The organism is Kitasatospora sp. CB01950, from assembly GCF_001905465.1.
Lineage (GTDB): Bacteria > Actinomycetota > Actinomycetes > Streptomycetales > Streptomycetaceae > Kitasatospora.
Map to the genome: position 1 here is coordinate 725419 of NZ_LISX01000003.1, position 19203 is coordinate 744621.

Sequence of the window (19203 nt, forward strand, 5' to 3'; positions counted from 1 at the left end):
GCAGGCAGGAGCGGCCGGAGCGGGAGCGGCAGCGGCAGGTTCGACGGGTGCGCACGGGTTGCTCCGGCGCGAGCGGCTGCGGGCCCGCGACAGGCCGCGGCGGATCGCGGGCCGCTGTGCGGCGAGCACGGCGAGGCGTGGCGGTGCGTGGCGGTGCGCGGTGGGGCCTGCGGGCTGGTGGGTGTCACGCAGGAGGAGGCGGGTGACGACGGAGGGCGCGGCCCCCGAACTGTGGGGGATGGGGCCGCGCCACCCGCCCGACCCTCACGGGTCAGGCGTTCATGGGCCGTCAGGCGGTGACGGCGGTGTTGCGCATCCGGCGGGCCAGGAGCACGCCCGAGGCGGTGGCGGCCAGCAGGCCGGTGCCGGCCATGCCGAGCAGCAGGTTGCTGGTGGAGTTGTCCACCGGCAGGGTGGTTCCGGTCGTGGCGGTGCCGGCGGCGGCCTCCTGGGCGGTCAGGGCGTCGCCGCCGTGGCCGTAGTGGGAGACGGAGGAGTGTCCGGTGCCCGCGGCGATCTGCGCCTCGGTGGGCGCGTTCGGGGCCTGCGCGGCGAAGGCGCCGGCGGCGGCCGCGGTGCCCGAACCGAAGTCGACGTCGGAGCAGCCGAAGAACGCCTCGGGGCTGTCGGTGCGCTGCCACACCATGTAGATGAGCTGGCGCCCGGTGCGCTGCGGCAGGTTGACGTTGACGTTGTAGTAGCCGTTGTCCGAGGTGCGCGGGCTGGCGAAGGTGGCGATCGGGTTCGCCAGGTCCAGGTTGGACCACTTCAGCGGCTGGGTGGGGTTGTAGCTGCTGTTGGTGATGTACAGCTTCATGACGCCCTGGTGGGGCGCGGTGACGCGGAAGTTGAAGGTCTTCGCGCCGGCCGTCACCGAGGTGGCGGGCCAGTCGGTGCGGGCCCAGTCCAGGGCGCGGTACTTGTCGCGGTTGGCGGAGCACAGGTGGCCGTCGGGGATGATCTGCTGGGCCTGGCCGTTGGCGCTGGCGATGTTGACCTCGTTCCAGTCGTACAGCGGCTGGGTGCCGCTGTCGGCGACGAGGTCCTTGCAGACCTGGGACTTGGGGGTCTCGGGGCCCTCCGCGTAGCAGGCGGCGACGCGGCTGGCGGGGCCGAACATGGCGCCGTGGGCTCCGGCGGTGCCGGCGGCGAAGGTGGTGGCGACCAGGGCGCCCGCGCCCACCGCGGACGCAGTGAGCAGACGACGGGACCAGGACATGGTTCTCCTCGGAAAGGTGCCGGGTCGATGGTGGGGGAAAAGGCGGACATGCGCCCGCCCGGCGCCCAGGGAGCTACCCGGGGCGGCGCGGTGTGGACCCGGCACACCGCGAACGGACCGAAGGCTACGATTGGCCTATACCAATTGACAAGTGTCTGCCATTTTTGATCGGCCCCCCGCTGGCGGCATTCGGCCAACCGCAACGCCCGTGGCGAGCCTCCGACCTGGCGTTGCGTCAGAACCCGATGGGCACCCGCTCGGCGAAATGCACCAGCGGAATCGGCCTCCCACCAGCCCCGCGACCTACCGCCGTCGTACCCGCGCGGCTACGTCCGCCCACCCGCCCGGCCACCTCCACCGTCCGCCGCAGGGGCGTGATGCCGTCGGCGGATAAGGAGGTCATAAGCCACCGCTAACCCTGCCCCAAGCCGCCCGAACCACCGTCAGCCCATCGCCCGAACCACCGTCGCCCTAAGCACCACCGCCCGAACCGCCACCGCCCGAAGCACCACCGGCCCGCACGGTCGGCCCGCCGCTCGACGCTCCGTCAGCCCCAGGGGGCCGTCAGCGAGCTGAGCAGTCGCGCCGTGTCGAGGCCGGTCTCCAGGTAGGCGACGAAGAGTTCGTTGTTGAGCGCCCAGGGCGAGCGCCGCGCCCGCACCCGGCGGATCGCCTCGGCGGTGTCCGTGCCCACTCCGATCAGCGCCTGCGCCACCACCAGCCCGGACCGGTTGTAGCCGGAGTGGCAGCGCACCAGCACTCGGCGTCCGGCCGCGACCGCCGTCGCGGTGTACTCGGCGGCGGCCTGGACGGCGGCCAACTGCTCGGCGTCCAACGGCCCGTCCGGCACCTCGGCGACCAGGTGTTCGACGCCCGGTGCGGGCCCGTGGCCGGGGGCCGTGTACAGGCTGACCACCAGGTCGAATTCGGCGCCGACGCACACGAATCGGAGCTCCCCGGCCGGGTCGTGCCAGTAGTGGCCGCCCATCCACAGGCCGGGTGCGACCTCGTTCCACGGCGCCTCGGGCGGGCCCGGTAGGTCGGGGCCGTCCTTTCGACGGGTCTTCATGTCACTGCCCCCCGCCGGAGAACGTCACCGCGGGCGCGGCCGTTCCCGTTTCGGGGGCGGCGGGTGGGGGTTCGCCGGGCGTTCATGGCGGGAACAGGTGGCGGTGGGGCGTCGTTCGGGCGGGGTCGGGAGGTTGGTCGGCGCCGTGTTCACACCGAACCGAGGGACGGAAACCGTGATCGAACCGCGCGCCCCCAGGTGGCGTCGTCGCCTCTCCCTGCTGCTGGCCGCCGTCGCTCTGCCGGCCGTCGGCGTGGGAGTGCTGACCGCCCCGCCCGCCGCCGCCGCCCCGCCCGCTGCAGCCTCGCCCGCCGCCGCGCCGGCCGACGACATCCGGATCAACGAGGTGGTGACGACCGGGTCGGTCAACGACTCGATCGAGCTGTACAACAAGGGCACCGCCACGATCGACCTGTCCGGGTGGGTCCTCAAGGACGACAACGACAGCAACAAGTACAAGATCGCCTCCGGTACCAGCCTCGCCCCCGGCGGCTTCAAGTCGTTCGACGTGCACGGCAGCTTCGGCCTCGGCTCCGCCGACAGCGCCCGCCTGTACCTGGCCGACGGCACCACCCCGGTCGACTCGTTCAGCTGGACCTCGCACTCCAACCCGTCCTGGTCGCGCTGCGCCGACGGCACCGGCGGCTGGACGCAGGCCGCCACTCTGACGCTCGGCGCCGCCAACAACTGCGGCTCCAGCGGCGGCGGTTCCACGACGCCGGTGGCCTGGCCCGGCGGTTCGACGGTCGCCACCGCCGACGCGTCCAACGTGTTCGGCACCGACCTGTCCGGCCTCTACCAGGAGGGCGGCGTGATGTGGGGCGCGCAGAACTCCGGAAAGCTGTGGCGGCTGGTCCCGAACGGCTCCGGCGGCTGGACGCCCGACACCGCCAACGGCTGGGGCTCCGGCAAGGCGCTGCGCTTCCCCGGCGGCACCGGCACCCCCGACGACGAGGGCGTCACCGTGACCGGCGCCGGTTCGGCCGGCGGCGTGTACGTCTCCAGCGAGCGCAACGCCGACGCCTCGTCCACCAGCCGGCTGTCCGTGCTGCGCTACGACGTGTCCGGCACCGGCACCACGCTGACCGCCACCCGGGAGTGGAACCTCACCCCCGACCTGCCCGCCACCGGCTCCAACCTTGGCCTGGAGGGCGTCACCTGGGTGCCCGACAGCTACCTGACCGGCGCGGGCTTCAAGGACGCCTCCACCGGCGCCGCCTACGACCCGAGCCGCTACGCCGCGCACACCGGCGGCGTGTTCTTCGTCGGCGTCGAGGGCTCCGGCACCGTCTACGGCTACGTGCTGCTGGAGGCCGGCGGCTTCACCAAGGTCGCCACCGTCAGCAGCGGCATGGCCGGCGTGATGGAACTCCAGTGGGAGCCGCAGGCCAACCGCCTCTGGGTGGTCTGCGACGACACCTGTTCCGGCCAGCACCGCACCTTCCAGGTCGGCGCGAGCGGCGCGTTCGCCGTCACCGCCGTCCACAACCGCCCGTCCGGGATGCCGAACATCAACAACGAAGGCTTCACGCTCGCCGGCGCAGACGAGTGCGTGAACGGCAGCAAGCCCGTGTACTGGTCGGACGACAGCAACACCGGCAACCATGCCCTGCGCAAGGGCAGCGTCACCTGCTGACGAGGTAGCGGACCCCGTGACGGCCCCGGCTGCCCAAGTGGCTGCCGGGGCCGGCGCGTCGTCAGAGGTCGGTGGGCGGCGGGGTGTCGGTGGCGGGGCCGTACTCGCCGAGGCCGGTCTCGGAGCGCAGGCGGTAGCCGTCGGCCTCGCAGGTCAGCGTCAGCCGGGACAGCCGGCCGCCGGCGTCGAGCAGCAGATCGGTCGCGCAGTCCGGCACCCGGTGCTGTGCCAGCCGCTCGCGGGCGGTGGCGTCGAGGAACCCGGAGACCTGCGCCACCGGGAGCCGCCCGACCAGGTGGAAGCCGGTGCCGCCGTGCAGGCCCCCGATCCTGGCCGGGCCCCGGAACGACCCCGGGTCGCTCCGCAGCAGCGCCTCGGCGGCCGGGCGGTGGTCGGCGAGCACCGGCTCCGCCGGGCGCGGCGACGTCCGCCACGTACCGCCGCCGGTCCGGGTGTAGGCGGTGTCCCGGGTCACCGTCAGGTAGGTCTGCCCGGTGTCGGACGTCCGGACCGTCGAACTGGTCTGCACGTCAGAGACGTTGACCGTGCCGGTGCTGCGCGCGGTGGTCGCGCCGTCCTCGACCTCGGTGCGCAGAACGGCCGAGAACGGCTGTGGCGGCGCGGCGATCGCCGCGCGGAGCCCGGCCAGCTCCTGCGCGGGGTCGCCCGGCCAGGACGCGGACGCGGAGGGCGAACGGGACGGCTTGGGCATGCTGGTCGAGGACGCCCACGAGCACCCCGTCAGCACCAGAGCCAGCGCCGCCGCCACCGCGACCCGGCCACCCCCGCGCACCGCCACCGACACGATCCCCACCCCCACGCAGACACCCGGACACCGCCCGGCGGCGGATACGTTCTCGCAGCTCACGGGCGGCGCGCAAACCAATTCGCGAGCGAGGGGCTGACGATCCGTCAAAGTGCGGAAGGGGATCAGGAAGTGAACCCGGCGTGCACGTGGTCGTGGTGCGTCGGGTCGCTGAAGAACTGGTTCGCCGTCGCCCCGCCGGACAGCTGGCGCGGGCCGCCCACGTTGTACGAACCGGCGGCCGCGGCGGCGCGCATGAAGGAGTCGACCAGGTCGGTGGGGGTGGCCGGGTCCACCACGGGGTGGCCGTCGATCTGCCAGGTGTCGAAGGCCTTCCCCAGCGGGTGGTCGCTCGGCCGGTCGGTGCCGAACACCATGAGCGGATGGCCGGAGCGCACCACGCTGATCTGGAAGCTGTACGGTCCGGCCAGCGTCAGCATCGCGTTCAGCGCCGAGTCGTGGACCTGCCCGCTGCGGATGTCCGCGGCGGCGGCCGGCGGCAGCACGATCCGCGGCTGGGCGAGGACCCGGGTCGCCGGGTCGGGGAGGGCGGCCACTGCCTGGCCGGGGTCGGCGGGGTGCAGGGCGGTGACGTCCCAGCGGGGCGAGGCCTGCGACAGCCGGACGTCGACCGTGGTGCCGGCCGACTGCGGAACACCGTCCGGCCCGGCCAGCCACTGGCGGCACACCACCAGGACGCTCGCCGAGTCGCTGAGCAGCCCGCCGTACTGGGCGTAGACCACCTCCACCGCCGCCTGCGGGCTGTCGGCCAGCAGCGGCCCGCCCTGCTGGGCCAGCCCGGCCGGCAGCCCGAGCGCCGCCACCCGCTGTCCGGCCGCTGCCGCGCCCTGCCCGCCCGGCGGCCAGGTCCCGATCGCCTCCACCACCTGGACCGCCCGGAGTTTGACGTCCGGTTGGAGCTCGCCCGGCCCCGGCTGCCAGGCGGCGGGGGCCGGGAACGCGGAGCCGGCCGGTGACGGGGACGGCGAGGAGTCGTTCCGGGCGGTCGGGCGGGACGAGGAGCAGGCCGTCAGGACGCAGCCGAGCCCGCCCAGCAGGACGGCCCGGCGACCGGGCGGGGACGAAGGGGCGTTCATCCGGCCAGTGTCGGACGCGCGGACGCGATCCCGGCGGCCGACCCGCCGCGAGCGCCTGTCCCGGCCCCGGGCGGACCGTTACAGCAGGACGGCCGCGACGGTGCCGCCCGCGACGATCGCGAAGAAGACCACGAGGGTGGTGACCACCGTGGACCGGCGCAGGTAGAAGTCGTCGCGCCAGGGCGCGTAGCGGTTGACGAGGACCCGGCTGCCGGTGTACCCGCCGGCGGCGAACAGCAGGAGGCCGAAGGTGAGTTGGAGCGCTCCGGGCAGGCCCCAGTCGTCGAGGCCGGTCCGGCAGGAGCCGTCGGGCGTGCAGCGGACGTTCACCACCTGGCCGCTCTGCAGGACGTGCGGAGCGTCGAGGTGCCACGGCTCGGCGGTGACGCCGGACGGGCCGTCGGCACCCCGGCCCTCGCAGGTGACGTCCGGCCTGTGGTCGCGTCCGAGCAGCTTCGGGACGGTCCGGCAGGAGGTGACGGTCATCCGCAGCTGCGGCAGGCCGGCGGCGTCGGACCGGTCCCACAGGTTGCCCGCCCCGAACACGAGCATCAGGGTGCCGACGCCCAGACCGAACAGGCTGATGAAGGCACCGAGACGCGGGTTGTCGCGGTCGAACGGGTCGCGGCCCCGCCACATCCGCGGCCGCTTCTTCCGCACGGCCTCCCGCTCGCGCCGTGCGGCGGCCCGCCGGGCTTGTGCCTGTCGTCTCCGTCGCGCCACGTCGATCCCCGCTCCCCCCGGTCGTACGAAGACCGTGCGGCCCACAACGTACTCGCACCGCAGCGGAGTTGGGGCGGGGGGTGGTCAGATGAACATGTACAGCAGCGACCCGGCGACGGTGAGCAGAACGGCGCCGACGGCGGACCGGGCGAGGGCGCGGCGGACCCGGCGGCTGCGGAGGAGCTCGGCGCGGTGCGGGGCGTACCGGTCGACGGCGCGGACGGTGACGGCGGCCAGGCCGGCGCCGGCGAGCAGGAGCCCGCCGACGGTGGAGAGGATCGCGAGGACGTGGCGGCCGACGGTGAGGGCGTCGCAGACGCCGTCCTCGGTGCAGCGGACCTTCACCACGGTGCCGGCCGGGTACTCCTGCGGCGCGTCCTGCAACTGCCGGCGCCTGCCCGTGAGGCCGGTGCCGGCCGGGTCGGCGGTGCCGTAACAGGTGGTGGTCGAGGACTTGGCGTGGTGCTGGGTCGCGCAGGAGGTGACGGTCATCCGCAGCTCCGGTCGGTGGTGCTGGTCGGCGAGATCCTGGGTGAGCAGGATGCCGCCGAACAGCAGCAGGGCGCCGATTGCCGTCTGGATCGCTGGGAGCAGCAGCCTCGCGGCCCGGTTCCTCGGCCCGGCCGGCCGGGGCTCGCCGCGTTTCGGAGTGGGCCCGTTCTTCGTCCGGTCGGGCTTCCTCGTCCGGTCGGGCTTCTTCGGCTGCCGCTGGGTGGCCATGACGGCCCTCACCCCTTCCCCCGTGCGAGGCGCGCTGGTGCGGGGCGCGCAGGCACAACCTACTCCCGCGCCGGGGCCGCGGATAGGATCATGGAATGACCGAGTTCCGCATCGTGGAAGCAGTGGGGCTGTCGTCCCGCGAGACCTGGCGGCGCGTCACCGACTGGCCCCGGCACGGCGAGGCGGTGTCGTGCACCGTCGTCACCGGCGACGCACGCACGGTCGTCGCGCGCACCGGGATCGGCCGGTTCGCGTTCGCGGACGTGATGGACGTCGAACGGTGGGAGCCCCCGCAGGGCCCCGACGGGGTCGGGCGGTGCCGGCTGGTCAAACGCGGGCCGGTGGTGACGGGCTGGGCCGAGATCGAGGTGCAGCCGTACCGGGGCGGCAGCGCCGTCCGGTGGCGCGAGGAGCTGCGGATCGGGGTGCTGCCCGCACTGTTCGACCGGCCGACCGCGTGGTGCGGCCGGGTGGTGTTCCGGCGGGCGCTGCGCAGGCTGCTGCGCCGATGAGAAGGGCCCGGACCGCCGCCGCGGTCCGGGCCCTCACGGGTGGCGATGCGTCAGATCAGGCCCTGGGCGAGCATCGCGTCGGCGACCAGCTCGAAGCCGGCGATGTTCGCGCCGACCACGTAGTTGCCGGGGCTGCCGTACTTCTCCGCGGTGGTGAAGCAGGAGTTGTGGATGTGCTTCATGATCTCGCCGAGACGGGCCTCGGTGTGCTCGAAGGTCCACGAGTCGCGGGAGGCGTTCTGCTGCATCTCCAGCGCGGAGGTGGCGACACCGCCCGCGTTGGCGGCCTTGCCGGGCGCGAACGCCACGCCGGCCTCCTGGAACACCCGCACCGCCTCCGGGGTGGTCGGCATGTTGGCGCCCTCGGCGACGGCCTTCACGCCACCGCGGACCAGCGCCAGCGCGTCCGCCTCGTGCAGCTCGTTCTGGGTGGCGCAGGGCAGCGCCACGTCGCACGGGACGTTCCAGACGCCGGTGCCCGCCACGTACTTGACGTGCGGGCCGCGCGCCTCGGCGTAGTCGGAGACCCGGCCGCGACGGGACTCCTTGATCTCCTTGAGCAGGGCCAGGTCGATGCCCTTCTCGTCGACCACGTAGCCGGTCGAGTCGGAGCAGGTCAGCACCGTCGCGCCCAGCTGCTGGGCCTTCTCGATGGCGTAGATCGCCACGTTGCCGGAGCCGGAGACCACCACGCGCTGCCCGTCCAGGCTCTCGCCGCGGGTGCGCAGCATCTCCTCGGTGAACATCACGCAGCCGTAGCCGGTGGCCTCGGTGCGGGCCTGCGCGCCGCCCCAGCCCAGGCCCTTGCCGGTGAGGACGCCGGACTCGTAGCGGTTGGTGATGCGCTTGTACTGGCCGAACAGGTAGCCGATCTCGCGGCCGCCGACACCGATGTCACCGGCCGGGACGTCGGTGTACTCGCCGAGGTGGCGGTGCAGTTCGGTCATGAACGACTGACAGAAACGCATGATCTCGGCGTCCGAACGGCCCTTGGGGTCGAAGTCGGAGCCGCCCTTGCCGCCGCCGATCGGCATGCCGGTCAGGGCGTTCTTGAAGATCTGCTCGAAGCCGAGGAACTTGACGATCCCGAGGTTGACGGACGGGTGGAAGCGCAGTCCGCCCTTGTACGGGCCAAGGGCGCTGGAGAACTCCACCCGGAAGCCGCGGTTGACGTGGATGTCGCCCTTGTCGTCGGACCACGGCACGCGGAAGATCAGCTGCCGCTCGGGCTCGCAGACCCGCTCGATGATCCGGGCGTCGACGAGCTCAGGACGCTGCAGCAGGACCGGGCCGAGCGTTTCGAGGACCTCGCGGACCGCCTGGTGGAACTCGTTCTCGCCCTGGTTGCGCCGCAGGACTTCCTGGTACAGCGGCTCGATCAGGCGGGCGCCGGCGTCGATGGACGCGGCAGAGTTGGGGGTGGCCGGCATCAAGGCACAACCTTCCGTGGATCGGATGGTGCACGAGGGCGCCCCCGTCCCGGGGGCCGCCCTTGGTCCTCCTCGCCGTTGAGGATCGCCGCCGGCACGCCTGATGCGCGCCGTGCGGCGGGGTGGGACCTATGGTCCACACCATTGTCCCAGTGCTGACCTGGATTCATCGACATCGTGTCCAGCATGTGAACACCCGATCAGGTGATTTCGGCCGCCCGGCGGTCTCCGGGAGCCAAACTCAACGAATCGTGTGGATCCGGTGACGGTTCGGTGCTGCCGATGCCGTGGCCCGCCAAGTGCCCTCCCCCTCGTGTGCGTTCGGGGCAGGGCGCCTGGCGGGGCGCGCTACGTCCGGGGCTGGATCCACCAGGCGGTGGTGGCCGGGGGGAGGGTGTCGGGCGGACAGGGGGCGGAGGAGAGGAGGGGGGCGCCGGTGACGGGGGCGAGGGCGGGGGTGGTGCCGAAGTTGGTGGCGACCAGCAGGCCGTCGCCGCGGGTGAAGGCGAGGACGTTGGGCGGGGTCTCCAGCCAGCGGAGCGTGCCCTCGCCGAGCTGCGGGAGCAGGCGGCGCAGGTGGAGGGCCTCCCGGTACAGGTGGTAGGGGGAGGCGTGGTCGGTGAGGGCGCGCTCCGCGGTGTGCGCGGCGAACGACGGGGGCTGCGGGAGCCAGCTGGGAGCGGAGCCGTCGGGGCTGAAGCCGAACGGGGCCTCGGTGCCGGACCACGGGAGCGGGACGCGGCAGCCGTCGCGGATGCCCTTGCGGCTGCCGGTGCGGAAGAAGATCGGGTCGGTGATGACGTCGTCCGGCAGGTCGTCGACCTCCGGCAGGCCCAGTTCCTCGCCCTGGTACAGGTAGGCCGCGCCGGGCAGCGCCAGCATCAACAGGGCGGCGGCGCGGGCCCGTTCGGGGCTGCCGAAGCGGGTGGTGGTGCGGACCTGGTCATGGTTGTTGAGCACCCAGGTGACGGTGGAACCGGTGGCGGTGATGTCGCGCACCGCCGCGTCGATCACCTGGTGGAAGTGCTCGCTGTCCCACGGGGCGTGCAGCAGGTGGAAGAAGAACGCCTGGTGCAGCTCGTCCGCGCGGACGTACTTGGCCTGTTCGGCCGGGGTCGGCACGGACGCCTCGCCGACCAGCAGCCGCTGCCGGCCGTCGAGTTGGGTGTACTCCTCGCAGATCGCCCGCCAGGTCCGCCAGATGTCGTGCACCTCGGGCTGGTTCCAGGCCAGCGGGTTGACCGAGTCGCGGGTGCGCTCGTCGGCCTCCGGGTCGGGGGAGTCGGGGAGTTCGGGGTGCTTGAAGAGGCCGGCGGCGACGTCGATGCGGAAGCCGTCCACGCCGCGGTCCAGCCAGAACCGCAGGACCTTCTCGAACTCGGCCGGGACCTCGGGGTTGCGCCAGTTCAGGTCGGGCTGCTCGGGGGTGAACATGTGCAGGTACCACTGGCCGGCGGTGCCGTCCGGCTCGGTGATCCGGCTCCACGCGGGGCCGCCGAACATCGCGCGCCAGTTGTTGGGCGGCAGTTCGCCGTCGGTGCCGCGGCCGTCCGCGAAGTGGAAGCGCGTCCGCTCGGGGCTGCCGGGGGCGGCGAGCAACGCGTCCTGGAACCACGGGTGTTCGGTGGAGCAGTGGTTGGGCACGGTGTCCAGCACCAGGCGCAGGCCCAGCTTGCGGCAGTCCTCGACCAGCAGGTCGAAGTCCTCCAGGGTGCCGAACATCGGGTCGACGCCCTTGTAGTCCGCGACGTCGTAGCCGTGGTCGTGCTGCGGCGACGGGTAGAACGGGTTCAGCCAGACGCCGTCCACGCCGAGGCGCTTGAGGTACGGCAGGCGGGCCCGCACGCCCGGCAGGTCGCCGATGCCGTCGCCGTTGGAGTCCTGGAAGCTGCGCACGTACACCTGGTAGATCACCGCGTCGCGCCACCACAGGGCGTCCGGCGCGACCGGCGCCTGCTGCTCGGCGGGGAGCTCGTGCTCCGTCGGAGCGGCGGCGGACGGGCCGGGGACCTGGGCGGGGCGCGGCGGGTCGCCGGGGACGACGGACGTGATCATGCGTCACCTTCACGGAAGCGCGCGAGGGAGGTCGCGCTGGCAGGCGCGGGAACCGGCTGACTGGCCGTCAGTTCCTCTGGGATACCTGCATGTTAGGTATGAGGCCGAGTGCATGTCCAGGAGACTGCCGGGACGGTTGTCACTTCCCGTGCCTCAGGGTGTCACCTCTCGGGCGGATCCGGGTGCGGTTCCGGACGAATAACCGGGCGCGCATCGGGGTAGGGCAGCGCCCAGGAGCGCCGCCCCGGCGCACGGCCGACCAGGGCCCGACCGCCCGGCGCACCCCCGAAGTTCAAGGAGGCACCCGCGTGCGGCTACCCCTGCTCGCACTGCTCGCCATGGGACCCGCGCACGGTTACCAGCTCCGCCGGTCCCTGGAGACGACCTTCGGCCCGGCCTACCCGCGCACCAACGACGGGCAGGTGTACATCACGCTCGGCCGGCTGGAGAAGTCCGGCCTGATCGAAGGCCAGGACGTCGCCCAGGACGGCCGCCCCGCCAAGCGGGTGTTCGTGCTCACCGACTCCGGGCGGCGCGAGCTCGCCGACTGGTTCGCCCGGCCGTCCGAGGGCGCCAAGGTCCGCGAGGAGTTCTTCCTGAAGCTCGTGCTCGCCCCGCAGACCCGGCTCGCCGACCGGCGCACGCTGATCGACGTGCAGCGCTCGCACTGCCTGGCCGCCCTGCGCGGACTCGACGCCAGCGCCGACCGGTCCCGCGAACACGACGTCTCCCGGCTGCTGATCGAGGGCGCCGTGCTGCAACTCAAGGCGGAACTGGACTGGTTGGAGCGCTGCCAGCAGGAGTTCACCTAGGCCTGCGACCGGAACGGGCGCACGCGCAACGGCCGGTACTGCTCACGCGCAACGGCTGGTATGACTGGGGCATGCAGGAAGAGACGGCACGCACCGCGATCGACACGTTCATCTCCGCGTTCAACGCCTCGGACGACAGCTATGTGACTGCCCTGCTCTCGCAGGCGCTGACCTCGGACGTGGTCTTCTGGGGGCCGTTGGGCCGCAGCGAAGGAATCGCGGCGGTCGAGCGGTTCGTGCTGGACATCCGGCACCACCCGGCGGGGACCGGCACGATGGCGCGCTGCTCGGCGGTGGACATGCCCGACGAGTGGGCCCGGTACCGGTGGGTCTTCACCACGCCGGACGGAGGCCCCCGCCTGGCGGGAACGGACGTCGTCCATCTGCGGCGGAGCCTCATCGACCAGGTCATCGTCTTCGCGGGGGAGATCGAGCCGTCCGCCGCCTGAGCCGTCCGTCTGTCGCTGTCCTTCTCGCGCACGTGTCCCGTTCGGCACTCCGGGGCTGCGGTTCGAGGTCGGTCAGGCCGGGGCCTGGGAGGACCCGGCCCGGGAGGCTCCGGTCCGGGAGACTCCGGCCTGGGCGGCGGAGGCCGTCATGCCGGTCAGCATCCAGTCCAGGGCGCGGTGGAAGTGCTGTTCGCGCAGTACGGCCTCGGGCCCCTTCGGGCGTTCCGTCAGCGCGCCGGACTCGGCGATCGACGGGACCTTCGTGACCGCCTCGGTGATCTCGGCGATCAGGCCCTCCTCGGTGGTGCCCGCCGCGTCCGCCTTCTCCTGCCAGTTGACCTCGACGGCGGTGAAGCCGTACGTGTACTGGAAGATCGCCGAGAGGGCGGCCATCGCGTCGGCCTCCGACAGCGGCGAGCTGCGTGCCACCTGCACCGCCCGGGCGGAGTACCGCACCGAGTTCGGGCCGATGTTCAGATAGTCGTTGAAGAGCCGCACCGCCCACGGGTGCGCCAGCATCGCCGCCCGCCAGGTGACCGCCAGCGCCCGCAGGCCGTCCTGCCAGCCGAGGCCGTCCTCGGGTCGCGGCAGCTCCATCTCGCCCGACACCACGTCCAGCGCCAGCTCCAGCAGGTCCTCCTTGTCGGCGACGTACCAGTACAGCGACATCGGCGTGACATCGAGCCGGGCCGCCAGCGCGCGCATCGAGAACTTCGTCTCGCCGTGCTCGTCCAGCAGCCGCACCGCCGCCGCGACGATCACCTCGCGGTCCAGCCCGCCCGCGCCGCCGGCCGCGGGGCTCGCCGCGCGGGTGCTGCGGCGGCCCCGGGCGGGCTGCGGGGTGAGCCAGACGCTCTTCTTGACCTGTGAGGCGCGCTTGACGGCCACGCTGCTCCTTCGCGTAACGGGGGCCGGGGGCTGGACAGTGGGACCACGGTACGCGTTCGGGCCCGCGCGAGGTGCGCGGGCCCGGGGTGCTCGGTGCTGCTAAGCCGCAGGTGAGGGCTCCGGCACCGGAGCGGGAGCGGCCGGCGGATCGGAGCGGCGCAGCAGCGCCGCCGAGACCAGGCCGCCGAGCAGGATCGCGGCGGCGCCGATCAGCTGGCTGGAGGTCAGCCCGTCGGAGAACGCCGTCCGCACCACCTCGCGGACGCCGTCGTCGGGTGCGGCGGCCAGCGCGTCCGGCAGCGACTTGGCGGCCGAGTCGGGCACCTGGGCGGGCAGGCCCGACGCGAAGCGCGAGCCGAGCACCGCGCCCAGCACGGCCACGCCGAGGCCGCCGCCGAACTCGGTGGCGGTGCCCTGCACGCCCGCGCCCGCGCCGGCCCGCTCCGGCGGGATCGAGCCCATCAGGGCCGTGGCCATCGCCGGTTGGGCCACCGCGATGCCGGCGCCCATCAGCAGCAGGCCCGCCAGTAGACCGGTGTACCCGTGTGCCGAGCCCGTCACGGCGATCAGCGCGAGGCCGCCGGACAGCAGCGCCATGCCGAGCGCGACCGCCCCCGGGAAGCCGAGCTTCGGCAGCAGCCGGGCGCCGACACCCGTCAGGTTGAGCAGCACGATCATCAGCGCCAGCGGGGTCATCCGCAGGCCGGCCTCCAACGGGCTGTAGCCGAGCACCAGTTGCAGGTACTGGGTGAGCAGGAACAGCGAGCCCGCCATGCCGAAGGCGACCAGGACGCCGCCCGCCGCCGCGCCGTTGAACCGGCGGTTGCGGAAGAAGGCCATGTCGAGCATCGGCGTCGGGGTGCGCAGCTCCCAGGCCACGAACGCGGACAGCGCCGCCACGCCGATCGCCGCGGCCAGCAGCACCTGGCCCGAGCCCCAGCCGTGCACCGGGCCGGAGATGATCGCGAACACCACGCCGACCATGCCGACGGTGGACAGCACCGCGCCCGGGATGTCGGGCCGGCGGCCGGCCGGGTCGCGGCTCTCCGGCAGCAGGCGGGCCACCGCGAACAGGCCGATCAGCGCCACCGGAAGGTTGATCAGGAAGATCGAGCCCCACCAGAAGTGCGCCAGCAGCACGCCGCCGAGCAGCGGGCCGCCCGCGAACCCGAGCGAGCTGACGGCACCCCAGATGCCGATCGCCTTGGGCACCTCCTCGCCCTGGAAGACCTGCATCACCACGGCGAGCGTGGTGGTCATCAGCAGGGCGCCGCCGATGCCCATGCCGGCCCGGGCGGCGATCAGTTGGCCGGTGGACTGGGCGAAGGCCGCCGTGGCGGAGCCGATGCCGAACAGCGCCAGCCCGGCCAGCAGGGCGCGCTTGCGGCCGTACCGGTCGGCGAGGCTGCCGGCCGTCAGCAGCAGGCCGGACTGCACCAGCGAATAGGCGTTGATCATCCACTGGATGTCGGCCGTGCCCGCGCCCAACTCCTCGGTCAGCGAAGGGATCGCGACGTTCAGCACGGTGTTGTCGAGCAGGACCACCAGGGTGGCCAGGCACACCACCGCCAGGATCACCCAGCGGCGTGGGTGCGGGGTGGGTGCGGGAAGGGACGGCTGTGACAAGGGGACCCCCAGGGCGGACACGGTCGGGCATGCGTTGTACACCGTAGAGGAATCCTTCTACGATGTACAACGCATATGCGCGACAGGGCCCCGGAGGTTGTAGGCTAACGCTAATAGCCTTAGCTTCAGGGGGGTTGGCGAGAGGAGAGAGCAGTGGCCATGGGGGAGTTGACGGACCGGAAGGACACCGGACCGGGCGCGGCGAGCCGGTCGGGATGGGCGGTGCCGGCACTGTTCACCGCCGCCCTCGGCCGGCTCGCCGCCGTCGCGGTCAGGCGTGCCAGCGCTGGTCGTTCGCGTCGTTGCAGTACCACTGGATGATCGGCGTGCGGAGCGCGGCGCTGCCGCTCTGCACGCTGATGCACAGGTTGGAGTTCTTGTTCCGGAAGCGCATCTTCCAGGCGTCGGCCGTCATGTAGTTGTCGATGTACCAGGTCTGGTTCGCGCCGCCGTGGCACCCCCACTGGCCCAACTGTGCGCCCGCCGCGGTGGTCCAGCCCGGGGCCTCCAGGCACTTGCCCCAGTTGTTGACGATCTCGTAGGCACCGCCGCCCGTGTTCTCGAACGTCCACAGCTGGTCGTTGTTGTTGTTGCAGTACCACTGGACCGCCAGGGTGCCGTCGCCGTTGCCGCCGCCGTCGTTGCCCAGGCACAGGTTGGTGGCGTTGCTCTTCAGGTTCCCCAGGAAGTCGCTGGCCGCCGAGGCCGAGCCGGTCGAGGTCAGCGACAGCGACACGGTCAGCGCGGTGACGGCGCCGGCGGCGGTGAGCAGACGGCCGAGGCCGGTCCTGCGGGTCATGGATCCTCCAGTTGTTGCTGCGTGGTGCGATGCCGGGCCAACCTAGGCGAACGCCGGGGCAGGCCCGGTGCCGAGCTGCCCAGTGAGCCGGGCCGGGCGGTGTCGAACTGCACACCGAGCGTGTTGATCTTCCGTTCGCGGCGCGGATAGCCTGGGCACGAATCGATCACGGATGTCACCCGGGGGGAAGCGACATGCGCGAGACGCCCCCACCCGGAGGCCGCAACCTCCAACGCCTGCGCCGCGCCGACGACGTCCTCGACCTCCAGGCCGCCGGCCGACGCGGCGGCACCGCCGCCGTCCTGCGCCGACTCGCCGCCCGCACCCGCGCCGGCGTCCTGCTGCTCCACCCCTCCGGCACCGACGCCTGCCCGCCGCCCACCCCCGTCACCACCGCCGAACGCGCCCTCGCCCGCGCCGCCGTCCGCGAAGCCCTCACCCGGTCCGCCGGATCCGCCGCCGTCGGCCAGGACGCCCTGACCTGCCTGGTCGTCACCCTGCCCGGCCGGCCCGGCACCCGCCCGCCCGTCCTCGCCGCCGTCGCCCCCCGGCCCGCCCCGCCCGAACTGCCCGTGCTGCTCGCCGATGCCGCCTCCGTCCTCGGCCTCACCTGGGAGGCCGAACACGGCCGCCGCCAGGCCCGCCGCGCCCGACTGGCCGACACCGGCACCCGCGAAGCCGTCCTGCACCTGCTGCTGGACGGCCAGACCGCCGTCGCCCGGCGGCTCGCCCGTACCCTGCGCCGCGAACTGCCCGACACCGTACGGATGTACGCCCTCGAGGGGCCCGCCGACGCCCGCCGCGAAGCCGCCGACTGGGCAGCCGCCACCGGCGCCGCCTGGACCGGCCGCGACCCCGGAGCCGCCCGCACTCTCGTCCTCGCACCCGCCGTCGACACCCGACCGCTCGCGCCCTGGCTGCACCACCCCGCCGTGGCCGACACCTGCCACGTCGGCGTCAGCCTGCCCGTGCCGCTCGACGACACCGCCACCGCCCACCGCCAGGCCCTGCACGCCCTCACCGCCGCCCGCCGACACCCCGAACGCCGCGCCACCCACGCCCCGCCCGGCGACCTCGCCGCCGCCCTCGGACCGGCCGGAACGCAATGGGCGGCCGCCACCCTCGCACCCCTGCACGCCTACCGCGCCGCCCGCCCCCAGGACCCCGACGGCCCCGCCCTGCTGGCCACCGCCGCCGCCTGGCTGCAGCACCCCGCCGACGCCGCCGCCCGCCTCGGCATCCACCGCAACACCCTGGCCGCCCGACTCGCCCACCTCCACCACCACCTCGGCCTCGACCCCCGCCGCCTCGCCGACCGGGCCACCCTCGCCCTCGCCCTGTCGGTCGTTCCTGACGGCTCGTCAAATCAGAGGGACTGTGAGGGAGTTGACGAGCTGATGGGCCGGCCCCTGGTGGTCGAGTGGGCGCGCCGCCGACTCCACCCCCTGCACACCCCCGACACCCCGCCCGCGCTCGCCCGAACCCTCGCGAGCTGGCTCGGCAGCGACGCCCGAATCGCCCCCACCGCACGGGAGTTGGGACTCTCGCCGGCGGCCGTCCGCAAGCGCCTCACCCGGATCGAGACGCTGCTCGACTGCGCCCTGCTGCGCCCGCCGACCGCCGTCCACGAGCTGTGGTTCGCCCACCGCGCCCTGGAGCGGGCCGGCCGCCCGTCCTGAGCGGCGGGCGCAATCGGCGGAGTCGGCAGGCGGCCCGCGCGGACGTGTGCGCAGCATGTCTGCCGGGGGGTTCTTCACGGGTCGTGGCCGCCGGGCCGGCCCGCTCTTCAGGAGGCAGTGCATGAGACTACGGGCATGTTCGAGCGCGCTGGCGACCGCCGCGCTGACCGTCGGCCTGACCGCCGCCGCACCCCCGGGACAGGCCGTCGGACCGGGCGCGTTCCTGGACCGGCTGCACACCGTCGCCCCCGTCGCGTCCACCGTGCCTGGCAACGGCGACGTGAACCCGTACGGCACGTTCACGATCGAGCGGAGCATCGGGGACCTGCGCCGCGGCAACGTCCTGGTCAGCAACTTCAACGACCAGGCGAACCTGCAGGGCACCGGCACCACCCTGGTGCAGATCGCCCCGAACGGCACCGCCACGACCTTCGCCACCATCGACCCGGCCCACCTGCCCGGGCCCTGCCCCGGCGGCGTCGGCCTCACCACGGCGCTGACAGTGCTGCCCGGCGGCTGGGTGGTGGTCGGCAGCCTGCCCACCGTCGACGGAACCTCCGCCACCGCCAAAGCCGGCTGCCTGCTGGTGCTCGACAGACACGGCACCGTCCGCGAAACCATCGCCGGGGACGGCATCAACGGCCCGTGGGACATGACCGCCGTCAGCTTCGGCGGGCGCAGCGAACTGTTCGTCACCAACGTGCTCAACGGCACCGTCGCGGCGGGCGGCGCGGAGGTCGACCGGGGCACCGTCCTGCGGATCACCCTGTGCGACGAGGGCGACCGGCCGCCACGACGGATCGCCACCACCGAGATCGGCTCCAACTTCCCCGAACGGACCGACCCGGCCGCGCTGGTGGTCGGCCCGACCGGCGTCGGGCTCGGACGCGACGGCACGCTGTACGTCGCCGACACCGTGCTGAGCCGGATCACCGCCATCCCGCACGCGCTCACCCGCGACCACAGCGCCGGGACAGGCCGGGTCGTCACCTCCGGCGGCAGCCTCAACGGCCCGCTCGGCATGGCCGTCACGCCCGGCGGTGACCTGCTGACCGTCAACGGCCAGGACGGCAACATCGTCGAGACCACCCCCGGCGGGCGGCAGATCGCCACCAAACAGATCAACGCCGAGGGCAACCCGGCCGGCGCGGGCGCACTGTTCGGCCTCGCCCTGGACCTCGACCACGACGCGGTCTACTTCGTCAACGACGCCGACAACACGCTGGAGGTCCTGGAGTGAGCGGGTCCGTCGCCGGGGAACCGCGGTGTCGCGGCAGGGAGTTGAACCCGACATGGTGGCTCTGGTGGCGGTGATGGGCAGTCTGGTGTTCCCGGCGGCGTTGGTGCTGGCGGGGTTCGCGGCCTCGGCGGCGCGGCGGGCGGCGACGCGGTGGACCGGCCCGGTGGGGGCGGAACGCGGGGTCGGGGCGCAGGCCGGGGAGGAACTGCACGCGCTGCTGTACCCGGGCAAGCGGGTGCAGTTGGAGCAGCGCCGGATCGAGCTGGTGCTGCGCGACGACGACCACGACGGCGCGCCGCCGCGCACCGGGATCGACCTGGCGGCGGGCACGGCACGGATCCGGCGCTCCGCGGGCTGACGGGCGGACGCCGGCCCTCGGTGGATCGTCGGTCCCGCACGGGAGTTCCCGGGTTCGCCGGTTGTCGTCCCGTCTGCTGCGCCGCC

The 19203-nt window shown here is 73.4% G+C and carries 18 protein-coding genes; 7 read left to right on the forward strand and 11 right to left on the reverse strand.

Annotation, left to right across the window (positions count from 1 at the left end):
- Positions 1-289: 289 nt before the first annotated feature.
- Together AMK19_RS11715 and AMK19_RS11720 are read right to left on the reverse strand one after the other, a co-directional pair.
- Positions 290-1219, reverse strand: a complete 930-nt coding sequence (locus AMK19_RS11715) for a lytic polysaccharide monooxygenase auxiliary activity family 9 protein (RefSeq protein ID WP_073810722.1) — start codon at positions 1217-1219, stop codon at positions 290-292.
- Positions 1220-1766: 547 nt separating this feature from the next.
- A complete protein-coding gene (locus AMK19_RS11720; protein WP_073810723.1) occupies positions 1767-2288 on the reverse strand; it encodes a protein-tyrosine phosphatase family protein in 522 nt (173 codons plus the stop codon).
- Between the two features lie 175 nt (positions 2289-2463).
- On the opposite strand from AMK19_RS11720, the gene AMK19_RS11725 reads away from it, so the two are divergent.
- Complete coding sequence (locus AMK19_RS11725) at positions 2464-3924, forward strand: lamin tail domain-containing protein (protein WP_073810725.1); 1461 nt, start codon at positions 2464-2466, stop codon at positions 3922-3924.
- 61 nt (positions 3925-3985) lie between these two features.
- Here the strand turns inward: AMK19_RS11725 and AMK19_RS11730 are convergent, their stop codons facing one another.
- From AMK19_RS11730 to AMK19_RS11745, 4 genes are all read right to left on the reverse strand, one after another.
- Positions 3986-4744: a hypothetical protein gene (locus AMK19_RS11730; protein WP_143200159.1), complete on the reverse strand. Its 759-nt coding sequence runs from the start codon at positions 4742-4744 to the stop codon at positions 3986-3988.
- Positions 4745-4854: 110 nt separating this feature from the next.
- On the reverse strand, positions 4855-5826 hold the full coding sequence (locus tag AMK19_RS35175; protein WP_073810728.1) for a hypothetical protein: 972 nt from the start codon (positions 5824-5826) through the stop codon (positions 4855-4857).
- 78 nt (positions 5827-5904) lie between these two features.
- Positions 5905-6486 (reverse strand): hypothetical protein, encoded by a 582-nt coding sequence (locus AMK19_RS11740; protein ID WP_206745151.1) that lies wholly within the window; start codon positions 6484-6486, stop codon positions 5905-5907.
- A 147-nt stretch (positions 6487-6633) separates the two neighbouring features.
- Entirely contained in the window at positions 6634-7269 is a 636-nt protein-coding gene (locus tag AMK19_RS11745; protein WP_073810731.1) for a hypothetical protein, read from the reverse strand.
- A gap of 95 nt (positions 7270-7364) precedes the next feature.
- Between AMK19_RS11745 and AMK19_RS11750 the strand changes: the two genes are divergently transcribed.
- A complete protein-coding gene (locus tag AMK19_RS11750) occupies positions 7365-7781 on the forward strand; it encodes an Immediate-early protein 2 (protein WP_073810732.1) in 417 nt (138 codons plus the stop codon).
- Between the two features lie 50 nt (positions 7782-7831).
- Here the strand turns inward: AMK19_RS11750 and gdhA are convergent, their stop codons facing one another.
- A complete protein-coding gene (gene gdhA / locus AMK19_RS11755) occupies positions 7832-9211 on the reverse strand; it encodes an NADP-specific glutamate dehydrogenase (RefSeq protein ID WP_073810734.1) in 1380 nt (459 codons plus the stop codon).
- Positions 9212-9559: 348 nt separating this feature from the next.
- Positions 9560-11266, reverse strand: a complete 1707-nt coding sequence (locus AMK19_RS11760) for a glycoside hydrolase family 13 protein (protein WP_083646677.1) — start codon at positions 11264-11266, stop codon at positions 9560-9562.
- Between the two features lie 308 nt (positions 11267-11574).
- On the opposite strand from AMK19_RS11760, the gene AMK19_RS11765 reads away from it, so the two are divergent.
- Both AMK19_RS11765 and AMK19_RS11770 read left to right on the forward strand, forming a co-directional pair.
- Positions 11575-12078: a PadR family transcriptional regulator gene (locus AMK19_RS11765; protein ID WP_073810735.1), complete on the forward strand. Its 504-nt coding sequence runs from the start codon at positions 11575-11577 to the stop codon at positions 12076-12078.
- A 71-nt stretch (positions 12079-12149) separates the two neighbouring features.
- Complete coding sequence (locus tag AMK19_RS11770; RefSeq protein ID WP_073810737.1) at positions 12150-12527, forward strand: hypothetical protein; 378 nt, start codon at positions 12150-12152, stop codon at positions 12525-12527.
- 72 nt (positions 12528-12599) lie between these two features.
- Here the strand turns inward: AMK19_RS11770 and AMK19_RS11775 are convergent, their stop codons facing one another.
- From AMK19_RS11775 to AMK19_RS11785, 3 genes are all read right to left on the reverse strand, one after another.
- Complete coding sequence (locus AMK19_RS11775; RefSeq protein ID WP_073810738.1) at positions 12600-13415, reverse strand: TetR/AcrR family transcriptional regulator; 816 nt, start codon at positions 13413-13415, stop codon at positions 12600-12602.
- 99 nt (positions 13416-13514) lie between these two features.
- A complete protein-coding gene (locus AMK19_RS11780; protein WP_073810926.1) occupies positions 13515-15041 on the reverse strand; it encodes an MFS transporter in 1527 nt (508 codons plus the stop codon).
- Between the two features lie 271 nt (positions 15042-15312).
- Positions 15313-15840: an RICIN domain-containing protein gene (locus tag AMK19_RS11785; RefSeq protein ID WP_073810740.1), complete on the reverse strand. Its 528-nt coding sequence runs from the start codon at positions 15838-15840 to the stop codon at positions 15313-15315.
- Between the two features lie 194 nt (positions 15841-16034).
- Here AMK19_RS11785 and AMK19_RS11790 point away from each other — a divergent pair, with 194 nt between their 5' ends.
- The 3 genes from AMK19_RS11790 (at position 16035) to AMK19_RS11800 (ending at position 19117) form a co-directional block, all read left to right on the forward strand.
- The gene (locus tag AMK19_RS11790) at positions 16035-17519 is read left to right on the forward strand and encodes a helix-turn-helix domain-containing protein (RefSeq protein ID WP_073810742.1); all 1485 of its coding nucleotides are present in this window, start codon (positions 16035-16037) and stop codon (positions 17517-17519) included.
- A 121-nt stretch (positions 17520-17640) separates the two neighbouring features.
- Complete coding sequence (locus tag AMK19_RS11795; protein ID WP_073810743.1) at positions 17641-18759, forward strand: hypothetical protein; 1119 nt, start codon at positions 17641-17643, stop codon at positions 18757-18759.
- A gap of 52 nt (positions 18760-18811) precedes the next feature.
- The gene (locus AMK19_RS11800) at positions 18812-19117 is read left to right on the forward strand and encodes a DUF6191 domain-containing protein (protein WP_073810745.1); all 306 of its coding nucleotides are present in this window, start codon (positions 18812-18814) and stop codon (positions 19115-19117) included.
- Positions 19118-19203 lie beyond the last annotated feature (86 nt).

Bases quoted from the DNA above. Each gene is read 5' to 3' on its own strand.
- AMK19_RS11720 (WP_073810723.1), bottom strand. From the start codon at position 2,288: ATGAAGACCCGTCGAAAGGACGGCCCCGACCTACCGGGCCCGCCCGAG.
- AMK19_RS11760 (WP_083646677.1), bottom strand. From the start codon at position 11,266: ATGATCACGTCCGTCGTCCCCGGCGACCCGCCGCGCCCCGCCCAGGTC.
- AMK19_RS11745 (WP_073810731.1), bottom strand. From the start codon at position 7,269: ATGGCCACCCAGCGGCAGCCGAAGAAGCCCGACCGGACGAGGAAGCCC.
- AMK19_RS11750 (WP_073810732.1), top strand. From the start codon at position 7,365: ATGACCGAGTTCCGCATCGTGGAAGCAGTGGGGCTGTCGTCCCGCGAG.
- AMK19_RS11785 (WP_073810740.1), bottom strand. From the start codon at position 15,840: ATGACCCGCAGGACCGGCCTCGGCCGTCTGCTCACCGCCGCCGGCGCC.
- AMK19_RS11715 (WP_073810722.1), bottom strand. From the start codon at position 1,219: ATGTCCTGGTCCCGTCGTCTGCTCACTGCGTCCGCGGTGGGCGCGGGC.
- AMK19_RS11800 (WP_073810745.1), top strand. From the start codon at position 18,812: ATGGTGGCTCTGGTGGCGGTGATGGGCAGTCTGGTGTTCCCGGCGGCG.
- AMK19_RS35175 (WP_073810728.1), bottom strand. From the start codon at position 5,826: ATGAACGCCCCTTCGTCCCCGCCCGGTCGCCGGGCCGTCCTGCTGGGC.
- gdhA (WP_073810734.1), bottom strand. From the start codon at position 9,211: ATGCCGGCCACCCCCAACTCTGCCGCGTCCATCGACGCCGGCGCCCGC.
- AMK19_RS11770 (WP_073810737.1), top strand. From the start codon at position 12,150: ATGCAGGAAGAGACGGCACGCACCGCGATCGACACGTTCATCTCCGCG.
- AMK19_RS11795 (WP_073810743.1), top strand. From the start codon at position 17,641: ATGAGACTACGGGCATGTTCGAGCGCGCTGGCGACCGCCGCGCTGACC.
- AMK19_RS11790 (WP_073810742.1), top strand. From the start codon at position 16,035: ATGCGCGAGACGCCCCCACCCGGAGGCCGCAACCTCCAACGCCTGCGC.